Annotated in this window: 14 protein-coding genes and 1 other annotated feature; of the genes, 5 read left to right on the forward strand and 9 right to left on the reverse strand. The window is 40.7% G+C overall.

What is annotated here, in order from left to right; genetic code table 11:
- Positions 1-31: 31 nt before the first annotated feature.
- The 3 genes from hisD to hisL form a co-directional block, all read right to left on the reverse strand.
- Positions 32-1,345: a histidinol dehydrogenase gene (hisD, locus tag PSI14_RS15745; protein WP_273576770.1), complete on the reverse strand. Its 1,314-nt coding sequence runs from the start codon at positions 1,343-1,345 to the stop codon at positions 32-34.
- A 2-nt stretch (positions 1,346-1,347) separates the two neighbouring features.
- Positions 1,348-2,247 (reverse strand): ATP phosphoribosyltransferase, encoded by a 900-nt coding sequence (gene hisG / locus PSI14_RS15750; protein ID WP_273576771.1) that lies wholly within the window; start codon positions 2,245-2,247, stop codon positions 1,348-1,350.
- 56 nt (positions 2,248-2,303) lie between these two features.
- Positions 2,304-2,426, reverse strand: a sequence feature (His leader region).
- Positions 2,402-2,449 (reverse strand): his operon leader peptide, encoded by a 48-nt coding sequence (gene hisL, locus PSI14_RS15755; protein WP_113967449.1) that lies wholly within the window; start codon positions 2,447-2,449, stop codon positions 2,402-2,404. It overlaps the preceding feature by 25 nt.
- 353 nt (positions 2,450-2,802) lie before the next feature.
- Here hisL and PSI14_RS15760 point away from each other — a divergent pair, with 353 nt between their 5' ends.
- Positions 2,803-3,636: an SDR family oxidoreductase gene (locus PSI14_RS15760; RefSeq protein ID WP_273576772.1), complete on the forward strand. Its 834-nt coding sequence runs from the start codon at positions 2,803-2,805 to the stop codon at positions 3,634-3,636.
- A gap of 11 nt (positions 3,637-3,647) precedes the next feature.
- On the opposite strand, the gene PSI14_RS15765 is transcribed toward PSI14_RS15760, so the two are convergent.
- Positions 3,648-4,211: a glutathione S-transferase family protein gene (locus PSI14_RS15765; protein ID WP_273576793.1), complete on the reverse strand. Its 564-nt coding sequence runs from the start codon at positions 4,209-4,211 to the stop codon at positions 3,648-3,650.
- Positions 4,212-4,464: 253 nt separating this feature from the next.
- On the opposite strand from PSI14_RS15765, the gene PSI14_RS15770 reads away from it, so the two are divergent.
- Entirely contained in the window at positions 4,465-5,670 is a 1,206-nt protein-coding gene (locus tag PSI14_RS15770) for a serine hydrolase (RefSeq protein ID WP_273576773.1), read from the forward strand.
- 77 nt (positions 5,671-5,747) lie between these two features.
- Here PSI14_RS15770 and PSI14_RS15775 read toward each other — a convergent pair whose 3' ends face one another.
- The 3 genes from PSI14_RS15775 to PSI14_RS15785 form a co-directional block, all read right to left on the reverse strand.
- Positions 5,748-7,058: a serine/threonine transporter gene (locus PSI14_RS15775; RefSeq protein ID WP_273576774.1), complete on the reverse strand. Its 1,311-nt coding sequence runs from the start codon at positions 7,056-7,058 to the stop codon at positions 5,748-5,750.
- 1,041 nt (positions 7,059-8,099) lie between these two features.
- The gene (gene ybjG, locus PSI14_RS15780) at positions 8,100-8,720 is read right to left on the reverse strand and encodes an undecaprenyl-diphosphate phosphatase (protein WP_273576794.1); all 621 of its coding nucleotides are present in this window, start codon (positions 8,718-8,720) and stop codon (positions 8,100-8,102) included.
- Positions 8,721-9,206: 486 nt separating this feature from the next.
- Positions 9,207-9,470 (reverse strand): GrxA family glutaredoxin, encoded by a 264-nt coding sequence (locus PSI14_RS15785; RefSeq protein WP_273576775.1) that lies wholly within the window; start codon positions 9,468-9,470, stop codon positions 9,207-9,209.
- Between the two features lie 210 nt (positions 9,471-9,680).
- On the opposite strand from PSI14_RS15785, the gene PSI14_RS15790 reads away from it, so the two are divergent.
- From PSI14_RS15790 to rlmC, 3 genes are all read left to right on the forward strand, one after another.
- Positions 9,681-9,986 carry a YbjC family protein gene (locus tag PSI14_RS15790; protein WP_273576776.1) on the forward strand — a complete coding sequence of 102 codons (306 nt, stop codon included), beginning with the start codon at positions 9,681-9,683 and terminating at the stop codon, positions 9,984-9,986.
- 86 nt (positions 9,987-10,072) lie between these two features.
- Positions 10,073-10,594, forward strand: a complete 522-nt coding sequence (locus PSI14_RS15795) for a type III secretion system chaperone family protein (RefSeq protein WP_273576777.1) — start codon at positions 10,073-10,075, stop codon at positions 10,592-10,594.
- Between the two features lie 24 nt (positions 10,595-10,618).
- The gene (gene rlmC / locus PSI14_RS15800) at positions 10,619-11,752 is read left to right on the forward strand and encodes a 23S rRNA (uracil(747)-C(5))-methyltransferase RlmC (RefSeq protein ID WP_273576778.1); all 1,134 of its coding nucleotides are present in this window, start codon (positions 10,619-10,621) and stop codon (positions 11,750-11,752) included.
- An 88-nt stretch (positions 11,753-11,840) separates the two neighbouring features.
- Here the strand turns inward: rlmC and artM are convergent, their stop codons facing one another.
- Complete coding sequence (gene artM, locus PSI14_RS15805) at positions 11,841-12,509, reverse strand: arginine ABC transporter permease ArtM (RefSeq protein ID WP_273576795.1); 669 nt, start codon at positions 12,507-12,509, stop codon at positions 11,841-11,843.
- Positions 12,509-13,225 carry an arginine ABC transporter permease ArtQ gene (gene artQ, locus PSI14_RS15810; RefSeq protein ID WP_273576779.1) on the reverse strand — a complete coding sequence of 239 codons (717 nt, stop codon included), beginning with the start codon at positions 13,223-13,225 and terminating at the stop codon, positions 12,509-12,511. The genes artM and artQ overlap by 1 nt, the downstream gene beginning before the upstream one ends.
- Positions 13,226-13,230 lie beyond the last annotated feature (5 nt).

The following is a 13,230-nucleotide window of genomic DNA, read 5'->3' on the forward strand; positions in this document are numbered from 1 at the left end:
ACTTTTTATGGTTATCAAACCCTGTGGATTCTCAATCTGCGTTATTCAAGGCAGTCATGCGTAACGTAACGGCATTTTTGTGCGCGATGAGCTGTTCTGCCTGTGCCAGTGTTTCGATAGTTGGTGCGAGGTTTCTTAATCCTTGGGGAGTGAGCCGCTGAACGGTCATTCTTTTCAGGAAATCCGCCAAGCCGAGGCTGGAATAGGTTGAAGTATAGCCATAGGTAGGCAGAACGTGATTAGTGCCAGAAGCGTAATCTCCAGCGGATTCAGGCGACCAGTCACCGAGAAAAATGGAACCCGCACTGGTAATCTGCTCAACCAGTTGCTCAGGTTGACGAGTTTGAATGATCAAATGCTCTGGGCCATATTGATTGCTGATCGCCACACATTGGGTGAGATCGTCAGTAATAATAATCCGGCTGGCTTGCAAGGCTTGTGCTGCGATCTGCTGGCGTGGCAAAACTGCAAGCTGGGTTTCAATTTCACGGATAACTTGTTCTGCCAAATTTTCATCGGGGGTTACCAGAATGACTTGGGAATCGGGGCCGTGTTCTGCTTGTGAAAGTAGATCCGCTGCTGTGAATATGGGGTTGGCTCCACTATCAGCGATAACCAGTACCTCAGATGGGCCTGCGGGCATATCGATCGCTGCACCGTCGATCTGTTGGCTTACCTGACGTTTGGCTTCTGTAACCCATGCATTTCCGGGACCAAAAATTTTGTCTATTTTGGGAATGGATTCGGTTCCGAATGCCATTGCTGCAATTGCTTGTGCCCCACCGATTTGAAATATTTCACTGATCCCACACAGTTGGGCAGCATAGAGGATTTCATCAGCAATGGGGGGAGGTGAACACAGGATGACTTTACGGCAACCCGCAATATTGGCGGGTGTACCGAGCATTAGTACCGTGGAAGGCAAAGGGGCAGAGCCTCCGGGAATATAGAGCCCAACTGAGTCTATTGGCCGCGTAACTTGCTGGCAACGAACGCCCGGTAATGTTTCAATGTCAATCTCTGCTGGTTTTTGGGCATCGTGGAACTGACGGATATTATTCATGGCCTGTTGCATGGCCTGCTTGATTTCTGGCGTTAGGCGAGCAGCGGCGGCATTCACTTCATTTGCAGAAATCTGAATGGTTTCAATAGTCGTTTTGTCGAAGCGTTGGCTGAATTCTTGTAATGCTTGATCTCCGCGTGTTTTTACGGTTTCCAGAATCTGTTTAACCGTGTTGGAAATATCGTCGGATGCGGCAATCGCCGGGCGTGTCAGCAATATTTTTTGTTGTTCTGGTGTGCATTCTTGCCAGCGAATGATGGTCTTAAAATTGGTGTTCATCAAGGTTACTCCATCATCTTTTCAATTGGCAGAACCAGAATGGAACTGGCACCTAATGACTTAAGCTTTTCCATCGTTTCCCAGAACAGAGTTTCACTGCTGACCATATGCATAGCTACGCGATTTTGTGCACCTGCCAGTGGCAAGATAGTGGGGCGTTCTGCGCCCGGAAGCAGGGATATAATCTCTTCCAGTTTGTCATTGGGGGCATGTAGCATGATGTATTTGGATTCTCGCGCCTGAATGACGCCTTGGATGCGGAGCATCAACTTGTCAATGAGCTGTTGTTTGGCTGCTGGCATTTCTCCATCACGCTGGATCAAACAGGCTTTTGAGCGATAAATGACTTCAACTTCCCGCAAGCCATTGGCTTCCAATGTAGCACCTGTTGAAACTAAATCGCAGATAGCATCGGCAAGCCCTGCACGAGGGGCAACTTCAACTGAACCATTGAGCAGGCAGGATTTGAAGCGAATGTTTTTTTGATCTAAATAACGTTTCAATAAATGCGGGTAAGAGGTCGCAATGCGGGAATCTTGCAGACATTCCACACCTGTATAATCGCAATCAAAAGGTGTTGCCAGAGAGAGTCGGCAATCGCCAAAATCGAGGCGACGCAATGTTAAGTAGCGAGGGTCTTCTCCTTGTGCCCGACGAGTCAGTAATTCTTCTTCAAGGACGTTTTCCCCAATAATACCTAAATCGACAACACCATCCATGACAAGACCTGGGATGTCATCATCGCGGACACGCAGAATGTCGATAGGCATATTTTCAGCAAATGCAATCAGGCGTTGTTGCTGTAAATTAATTTTGATACCACAGCGGGCCAGTAATGCTCTGGAGTCATCACTAAGGCGGCCTGATTTTTGAATGGCTATGCGTAAGCGTGTTTTATCTAGCATGTTGTGTTTTATCCTATCTCAGTATTCAGTCAGTCATTAATTTGTAAAAATCAGGAATAAAAAAACCCCCGGAAAATCTTCCGGGGGTTTTTCATCATATTCATGCCACCGGAAGACGGGTCAAATGTCTTCCAGCACACAGCAGCCTGAAAGACTAGTCAGGATGATGGTGGTGGTGATGGTTAAATTGAATACGATTCATGTATACGAACTCTCTATCTGCGTTTGATGTTATTTTCAGTGCCGTTTTTATATAAAGCTGTTTTTTATGACCTTATTTTTATACAAAAAGATCTTTATACAAGAGTACGTTGTACTGAGTGATACTTGTACGTAACGTTATATTTACGTTTAAGAATTGGTTGCTTGTTGTTTAACCTATCCGATTTTATGTATAAAAAGCAAACTTTTTTTTAAAAAAGATGTTTATTTTGTATTAATGCATTGTTTTTAAATTGAAATATGCTCGGTTGCCATTAAATCAATATCTGAGTAATGTTAGTCATGGTCATATAATGGCCTACGGGTAAAAACGCTATTGCTCTTGGGAGAATCATGGTGAGAAAAGTTTCCATTATTGGATTGGGCTGGTTAGGAATGCCATTGGCTCAAGCATTACAAAGCGGAGGGATGCAGGTCGTAGGTAGTAAAACAACACCAGATGGTGTTGAAGCTGCATGTATGTGTGGGATAGATTGTTATTTACTGAACTTGGAGCCTCAGATTATCTGTGATGCAGATGTTCTTGACCAATTGATGTCTGTTGATGTGCTGGTTTTGGCACTGCCCGTTAGTGGTGTTGCTGGCGGTGGGGAAAAATATGTACAAGCAGTGCAATTGGTTGTTGATACTGCGCTTGCTTATTCGGTTCCACGGATTATCTTTACTAGTTCAATCTCAGTTTATGGATCGTCTGTTGGCTATCTCAATGAAGATGAACCATTGCGGCCCGAAACTGCATCAGCCAAGGCGTTAGTAGAGTTGGAAAACTGGCTGCATCAACTCCCCAATACATCGGTCGATATATTACGTCTGGCTGGTTTGGTGGGTAATGGACGTCATGCTGGACGTTTTCTTACAGGGAAAAAAGCACTCAGGGGAGGAAATAATGCGGTCAATTTGGTTCATCAAGATGATGTTATTTCTGCCATTAAGCTTCTTATTCAACAACCGGAAGGCGGACATATCTTTAATTTGTGCGCGCCAATACACCCGAAAAGATCGGAATTTTATCCGTTAGCCTGTCATCAGCTCGATCTGACTCCACCAGAATTTTTGCAGTCAGAAAGTGTAGAAATTGAGAGCAAGATAGTTGATGGTAGCCGTATCTGTCGGGAACTGGGGTTTGAATACCAGTTCCCAGATCCCGGCAGAATGCCAATGAGCTAACAGGAAAAAGCTTAATTTATTTCTATCATGACAATTTTTTTAAAAGTGGGTCTTTCGGTCAGTAATTGATACCAGCGCTCTAGATTTGGCAAAGATGGGCGCTCTATTTCTACGTTTAACCATAAATAGGCCAGTGGAGCTAGCGCAATATCTGCCATGCCAAATGTGTTACCGGAAAGATATTGTTGATTGCTTAAGGTGTCATCGATAATTTTCAGTAATTTTTCAATCTCTGTTAAGGATTGGGTGATCATTTTAGGATCGCGTTGGTCTTCCGGTGTTCTGATAAAGCTGATCATGAATTGTTTAATAGGAGGGAAGAGGTTGCAGCCTACCCAATCCATCCATTTTTCAATGCTGGCTCTTTCTCGAAGATCGGATGGATAAAGACTGTCTTTGCCAAATTTTGCAGCAATGTAACGAATAATTGTGTTGGATTCCCATAAGATAAAATCGTCTTCTTGTAAACAAGGAATAACTGCATTGGGGTTCATCCGCAGGTATTCAGGGTCGTTGAGTCTGCCAAATTTGCCACCAATATCAATTTGTCGATATGGCACATTTAGTTCTTCCAGACACTAAAGAACTTTTTTTACGTTTGATGAGTTTTTACGACCCCAGATTGTCAACATGGTTATTTTCCTTAATGTCAGAACATTCTTATCTATTGATAATATGCCAATAAAACCCGTTGGATAACAGAAAAGCCTTTACGTTTTGGATTGGAGTCTTCTTTTATAACATCCTATATTAATAGCGTTTTTATTTTTCATATTTACTCTGTAGATACGACACAAAGTTGAGTAGCAGAAAAAAAGGTGAGCGACGATGAAAAAAAAGCAGCAGATACCGATAATTAAATCTTTTACTTTTAGCTTGAGTGTTTTCTGGTTGGTTAGTGTCAACGCATACGCAATGGAACAGCCCGCAGCACCTGGAATTGATGCAAAAGCTTATGTGTTGATGGATTATTCCAGTGGAAAAGTCTTAGCCTCAAATAACGCAGATGAGCGGTTAGACCCTGCCAGCTTAACGAAGATGATGACCAGCTATGTCATTGGGCAGGCGATTAAGTCAGGGAAAATTTCTATGGAAGACATGGTAACCGTTGGCAAAGATGCTTGGGCTACAGGGAATCCGGTACTTAGAGGATCATCCCTGATGTTTTTGAAGCCGGGTGACAGGGTTAAGGTGATTGATCTGAACCGCGGTATTGTAATTCAATCCGGTAATGATGCCAGCATTGCACTTGCAGATTATGTAGCAGGCAGTCAGGATGCTTTCGTTGATTTGATGAATAAATACTCGGAAACACTAAAATTGACGAATACCCATTTTAAGACAGTGCATGGCCTCGATGCAGCAGGGCAGTATAGTACCGCTCATGATATGGCTCTTTTGAGTCAGGCTATGATCCGTGATGTACCGGAAGAATACGCCCTGAATAAAGAAAAAGAGTTCACTTTTAACAAAATCCGCCAACCTAACCGCAATCGTCTGTTGTGGAATAAAAATATGAATGTGGATGGTGTCAAAACCGGACATACAAGTGGGGCTGGCTATAACCTTGTTGCATCGGCAACTGAGGGGCCAATGCGCCTTATTTCAGTCGTATTGGGTGCTCCCAGTGATCGAGTGCGTTTTTCTGACAGCGAAAAACTATTGTCATGGGGATTTCGTTTTTATGAATCTGCCACACTGTTGAAGGCCAGTGATACATTGGTGACGGAAAAAGTATGGTATGGGACTCGTTCAAAAGTCGCATTGGGAGTGGAAAAAGATGCTTCGGTGTTAGTTCCCCGTGGACAAGCAGGAAATCTGAAAGCGAGCTTTACTCTAAATAATGCTTCACTTGAAGCACCATTGGCTCAGAATCAAATTGTAGGCACAGTGGACTTTGTGCTGAATGATAAAATCATTGACCAGCGCCCATTAGTAGTTAAAGAAGCAGTGGAAGAAAGTGGTTTCTTTGGACGTATGTGGGATTTCGTTGTAAAAACGGTTATTGGTTGGTTTAACTCTATTTTCGGTTAGTAAAAATGCCAGTCACCAAAAGGTTGACTGGCATTTTTTAGGTTCTACCGCCGAAAAAGGCAGCACATGGATTTTGATTACATGACTGAATAAATTGCTGCTGAAATAGCAATTGAACCCGTCACAATAACAAAAATATTGCTTGGTTTACCTGCATATTTGCGCATAGCTGGAACTTTGCTGATTGCGTACATTGGCATGATAAACAGGATCATCGCAATAATTGGCCCACCCAGTGACTCAATGATATTCAGGATACTTGGGTTAAGTGTAGCTACGAACCAAGCACTGATTAACATAAAGAGACTGGTGATACGATTCAGCGTTTTGTGCTGAATAGTTTTTCCTCTAGTGTTCATCATTGCTTTGTTCACAATGCCGTTGAAGCCTTCACGAGCACCGAGATAGTGACCAAGGAAAGACTTGGTAATAGCAATAAAAGCGATGAGTGGAGCAATATATTCAATAGTTGGTACGCGGAAGTGGTTAGCCAGATAGGACAGAATAGTGATGTTCTGTGCTTTTGCTTCTGCCAAGTTTTCAGGTGATAAGCTCAGTACGCAGCTGAAAACAAAGAACATGACTGTCAACACCATCATAATATGGGCATAAGCCAGAATGCGTGAACATTTTTTCTCCGCATGCTCACCATACTCTTCACGTTTTGCAACTGCAAAGGCTGAGATGATTGGAGAATGGTTAAAGGAGAAAACCATAACAGGAATTGCCAGCCACAGGGTAAATAGCAGACCACTATTGCTTGTGGAAGATATGGTATTGCTCAGCGACAGGGTATCAAAGATGGTTGTGTTCCAGTGAGGGATTAAATACAGTGCCAACAGCATTAAAACGGTGACAAATGGGAATACCAATACACTCATTGCCTTAACAATGGCTTTTTCACCGAAGCGGATAATGCTCATCACACCGAGAAGCAATACCAACGCCAGCAATGCACGTGGAGGAGCATCTATTTGTAGCTGATGCACAATAAAGCTCTCTACCGTATTGGTCAGTGCAACGCTGTATACGAGTAGGATAGGATAAATGGCAAAAAAGTAGAGGATTGTGATCAGGAAACCTGCAACTTTACCAAAATGTTCTTCTACTACGCCGGTGATGTCTTCACCGCTGTTTTTACCTGATAAAACAAAACGACACATTCCACGGTGAGCAAAAAATGTCATGGGAAGCGCAAGAATTGCCATGATAATGAGTGGAATCAAACCACCGATACCAGCATTGATGGGGAGAAATAAAACGCCGGCACCAATCGCTGTGCCATATAATCCCAGCATCCATACAGTGTCTGATTTACGCCAGGTAGTGTAATCGCTTTTACCAGAAGAAGCAGAGGATGCGATTGAGCCTGATTGAGATGTGTCCATAAATATCTCCGAAATAACGCGGTAAAGTAAAATTTAAAAACTGCTAAACCCGCACATTAATTAAATGCGCGAGTTGGATTTTTTTATATGTATAAGTTGTCAGATATTGCGCTGGTGTTTATCTAAACGTCTTTACTACTACATTATTATTACATTGTTACTACTACATTGTTATTACACTATTATTACATTAATAAGTTGACTAAAATCTGTTCATCTAAAGCAATGGGTTTTGCAACTCATCTGCTTTGTTTTTTGATTCCTAAATCCAAAAACTTAACTCCAGACTTTTGATGGGGAAAATATAGTTATTTTCAGTGAAATGTACCGTGATCACTCTCGCAATTGCAAGATTTATATAGAAAATGAAGGTTGTTATAAATATTTGTCTAAATGTTGATTAAATATTAAATAAAATAAACCTCAATCGTTGTTAAAGGATGTATCATTATTTTTTATTTTAAACTCTAATACCTAACTGATTTTCCGTTCAATGATATTTATATATTAATGAATGCTATTTTTTGGCGTTAGTATGGGCTCAAATTGAATTATAAATGTCAATATTTTTATCTTTCTATATTTATCTGTAATCTGTGTTTGATTAACCAAATGATAAATAAGGTAAATTATTCTTTTCATCTTTGTTTTATATGACATTCTGTCTTTAGATGAAAATTTGCTTTTTATTGATTATTCATCGGTAAGGGTTTAAGAATAAGCAATTTTTTCATGGGAGATTTTTTCATTTACTCTGTGTTTATGAAGATATGGTAATCATTTGTTAGGTTATATATTGTTAAATATAACAAAGGATTTTATTCTGATATCTAAAGTCATCATGAGTAGCAAATTAAATGTTAATGGTTTGTTTGTTTATATGGTGGTTATTTGTTGTTTTGTTGGCTATGTGTAAATGCTTCAGTGGTGCCAGCCACATAGTTATTATAATTATGTGACTGGTGAATAGTTAACTATATACTTGAGAAGCCCGTTTTCATGCCGCTATTTGAAATCTATTGGGGCTGTATTGACGTTTAATTAATTTTTTATCCATCCTTTTTTGATAAAGAATGCACAACAGAATTGGTAAAGCTGAGTCAGTTTGTTTTGTAAACGTTCTCCATATTGTTTCCAAAGTATTTGGGAAAAAGCACACCCTAACAGACTTACTAAAAATGCGCCTACCATGTCTATTGGCCAGTGAACCCCCACATAGACACGGGACCAGGCAATTGCACAAGCAATGAGCATTAAAAATAAACCTGACCAAATCCGATGCCAAAATATAAATGCCAGGGCGAAAGTAAAAACTGCTGTGCCGTGGTTACTGGGAAAAGATTCCGTAGGAGCGTGGTAGAGAACGTTATAGCCAAAACCTTCAACAAATGGCCGGGCATGTGGAACAATTGTTCCGATGATATAGGAAGCAGTTATGCCAAAGGCAAAAGCAATGCAAGATTTACTGACAACTATGCGTTGAGATGCAATGGTCTTTTCTTTTCCCCAAAGCCAACAAGTGGCCAATGTGATGGGGTAAATAAATACGCAATATTTTGCTATAAAAATGGCAAGCGAGATCATTACTGGTGGCGAATCTGGTGTTGCGTTGATAAACGTAAACAGATTGTGGTTAAGTTGTTCTAGCAAAGTAAGCCTCATAAGCGAGATATTATGCAAACAAGATGATTCTATTTTATCAACTTATTGTTAAAAACAGTAATTTTACAATATATAACCTATAAAAAAAGAGAATCGTATGGATTCATAATTTTATTTAATGCTTGTTGATATTGCATAAGTTAATAATATATAGATTGTGATAGTAATGAAAGGTAACTTCTATCCTGCAAGTAACTCGTAACTCGCGTTGTGAACAACAAAAAACCCGATAGTCTTTAACCAAAGTGGATGACTATCGGGCTCCTCAATATGGGGACATCAAAGAAAAGCAGTGGCAATAATTAAGACTACATTAGGATGTGAAAGTTCTCATCCTTGAGAAAAAAATCACAAAATTTTTTCAAGAGGATGGAATCTTTTTCGAAGGGTAGTATGGTTAAGGTTACCGCTATCCAGTAAGGATAAGGCTTATGGCTGGATAGCGGTTTTTAAGCGACCGATTTTCTAGCTAATTATCTGGTTCAATTATTTGTATAGTTCCAGATTTTCTTTGGCATAGGCTTCAAAATCTGTGCAACCACCGATGTGTTTTTCGTCAATAAAGATCTGAGGAACAGTTTCAACAGGTTTGCCCACTGTTTTTGATAAGTCGTCTTTGGTGATGTTTTCGGCCCAGATGTCCACATAGTGGTAATCAAAATCGTCGCGCTCTGTTTTTAATTTTTCGGCTAGCTCTTTAGCGCGAACACAGTATGGGCAACCAGGGCGGCCAAAAATGACAGTGTACATACAAACTCCTTAGTGGTAATGATCATGAACTTCATAGAGTGTCATCTGGAGTAACTATGCCTGTAAGTATTAATAAAAAAAAGCAGGAATTACCTTTTATTGTAATTAGCCCTGCCAATAATTGGGCTCAGGTATGATAGGCTTACTATAATTTACTGAAGTCTATTGAGTAATGGGAAACCTATTTTTCAGGCTGAAACAGGTTAAAGAATGAATATTAACCCATCAAAAGAGATGCGCTCATTGGCTGACATGCCTAAGTTAGTCATTTTATTGGAAGTATTGGGAGTTGGTCTATTAGTTCTGGCTTACTTGTCGATAACTGATAGCATAATTCTATCACCTTTATTAATGACGACAGAAGCGCACATTGCTATGATCTTATTGGGTATCGGTTGCTTGTTACCGGCAGCTATCCATATTATCTGGCGTGCGGTCTATAATCTTTCCTTTTTGGGAATCGATCATAAGAAAGCGGATAAAAATCATCAGATTGTCACTGATGATGAAAAATAAAATAGATTAATTATTGTTCGTTCTGCTACTTGCAGGGGGCCCTTTAGGTAGCATGTGCAACTTCTCGGTCATATGAGGTTAATTCGATGGATTCTATGGTTATTCCCGATTTGTCAATTTTGCGCACGTGGCTTGAACAACTCAAGATCTCTTATTTTGAGAATGATTCAGGCTCAGTCTTGCATTTGCCTCATATGCAGAATATTGATGGCCTGTTTGATGCCAAGATCGATCTGTTGGGGGATGTAGTATTGTTTTCTGCTCTGGCTGAAGTTAGGCCAACTGCAATAATTCCACTGGTTGCTAATTTGAGCCAGATTAATGCCAGTTCTCTCACTGTAAAGGCATTTCTTGATATTCAGGATGAAAACTTGCCTAAGTTGATTGTTTGTCAGGCATTTCCGGCTGCTGCTGGAATGACTTTCAAACAGTTTTCCAATTTTATACAGCAGGGTGAAGAGCAAATTGCTAATGTGATTTTTGAGATTCACAGCAATAATCTTCTCTATGTCAATCATGATATGGAAAGTGAGATGGAAATTGAGGTGGAAGTTGAAGATGAAGACTCTTTGACCTCGACGGAAACATCAACATTTACTTTGCACTAATATTTTTTGATACGGTTTTTTACAATGCAATGTGTGCAGTATACCGCGGGGCATTGTCACTCCTGCCAGTGGCTCGATAAGTCCTATTCACAGCAATTATCTGATAAACAACAACATTTAAAACAACTTTTACAGGAAACATCAGTAGTACATTGGCTATCGCCAGTAACCAGCAAAACGAGTGAGTTTCGTAATAAAGCCAAGATGGTAGTAAGTGGTAGCGTTGAACGCCCATTGCTTGGCATGTTGCATCGTGATGGCAGAACAGTGGATCTTTGTGATTGTCCGCTGTATCCAAAATATTTTCAGACAGTATTTGCAGTAATAAAAACATTTATCGCCAGAGCTGGCTTGGTTCCGTACAACGTTGAACGTAAGAAAGGGGAATTAAAATATATTCTTCTGACAGAAAGTCGTGCTAATGGTGAAATGATGCTGCGCTTTGTCTTGCGTTCAGAAACAAAATTGGCTCAGTTGGAGCGATCTTTGCCTTGGTTAAAGGAACAGTTGCCACAAGCAACAGTGGTGTCCGCTAATATTCAACCAACCCACATGGCGATTTTGGAAGGTGAAAAGGAAATCATTTTTACTGAGCGCAAAATGTTGATGGAAGTTTTTAACGATATTCCGCTGTATATTCGCCCACGTAGTTTTTTCCAGACGAATCCGGATATTGCTTCAGAATTGTATGCAACAGCCGGGCGTTGGGTTAGGGAATTGAGCATTTGCAGTATGTGGGATCTGTTTTGTGGGGCTGGTGGTTTTGGTCTGCATTGTGCAGATAAAAAGACCAGACTGACGGGTATTGAGATCAGTACAGAAGCGATTAGTTGCGCCAAAAGTTCTGCGAAAAGCCTTGGGTTAGAACAGGTGGACTTTCAGGCGCTGGATTCCACCCATTTCGCCCTTGATAAATCACAAATACCTGAGTTAGTACTGGTAAACCCTCCTCGGAGAGGAATTGGTAAGGAACTCTGTGAATATCTGAGCCGGATGGCACCAAAATTTATTCTTTATTCAAGTTGTAATGCTCAGACAATGGCGAAAGATATAACTATGCTTAAGCAATATCGAATAGATAAAATTCAGTTATTTGATATGTTTCCTCATACTGAACATTATGAAACATTGGCATTGTTAGTTCTTGATGTAAATTAATAACCTGATTTATATGATTATTCCGTGATAACTTACTGTTATCACGGAATAGGGGAAGTCAAGTCAGATTATTCAGTATGGAGATTGATTAATTTCGATGTTCAAATAATAAGGCACGCTGTTCAATCATACGCATCAGTAGTGTCAAAAGACCATTTATGCAAAGGTAAATTATACCTGCAGCAATAAATACTGTTACATCATAACTGCGCCCGAATTGGAGCTGACTATATCCCATTATGTCTAATAGGGTGATTGTGCTGGCTAGTGAAGTACTCTTGAAAATCAATACAACTTCATTGGAATAAGAAGAGAGCGCTCGCTTAAAAGCATAAGGTAACAGAATGCGCATAGAATGTGCTTTGGACATACCAAGAGCTTGGCAGGATTGCCATTGTCCCGCAGGAATTGCTTTGACAGCCCCGTAAAATAGCTGGGTTGAGTAGGCTGCGCTATTTAATGCCAGTGTAACCATTGCACACAGCCACGGCTCTGACATAAGTTTCCATAACCACGGATATTCTTTGATTGACGGAAATTGCCCCGGCCCGTAGTAGATCAAAAAAAACTGAACGAGCAGTGGGGTTCCGGTAAATAGGGTGATATAGCCTTTTACCAATTGAGAAAGCACAGGCAATTTCATTGTCAGAATCATGGTCAGGACAATGGATAGCATGAGTGCAGCCAAGAGTGCTGAGAAAGTCAAACTGAGGCTGATTTGCAAACCGGGTAAAATTTCCTTGATATACTCAAACATCATGTAGCACTCCGTTCAAAATGGGTGGTGCGTATTTCAAGCTGTTTGAGAATAAATTGGCTGATCAAGGTAATTATCAGATAGATCGCAGCAACAATCATGTACCATGTGAATGGTTCCTGAGTTCGGGTTGCAATACTTTTTGTTTGTAACATTAAGTCATTAACACTAATTAATGAAACCAACGCAGTATCTTTTAACAAAACTAACCACTGATTACCCAGTCCGGGTAGTGCATGGCGCCACATCTGAGGCATAATCAAGCGAAAAAAGATACGACTTTGGCTCAATCCCAGAGCTTGTCCAGCTTCCCATTGCCCTATTGGAACCGCTTTCAATGCTCCCCGCAGCGTTTGTGAAGCATAAGCGGAATAGAGCAAGGACAGAGCGATAACGCCACATAGGAAAGGGCTAACATTAAAATTGTCAATTTTCATCTGTATTCTGAAGTGCCAGGCAATAAGATTGATATCAAAACCGTCGGACAACATAATCAGAAGTTGTGAACTTCCAAAATAGATGAAGAGAACAACTAAAATCTCAGGTAGTCCTCGGATCAATGTGACCCAGCAGGAGCCTAAAAACGCGATAGGTTTCCAGCGAATGGATTCCCATGCAGCAAAAAGCATTGCCAAAATTAAACCAATGACCAGCGAAGAAATAGCAAGGCCGACGGTAATTCCGGCGGCACTGATTAAAGATTGAAGTTCATTCATTGGGG

It is taken from the genome of Xenorhabdus anantnagensis, assembly GCF_028598555.1.
GTDB lineage: Bacteria > Pseudomonadota > Gammaproteobacteria > Enterobacterales > Enterobacteriaceae > Xenorhabdus > Xenorhabdus anantnagensis.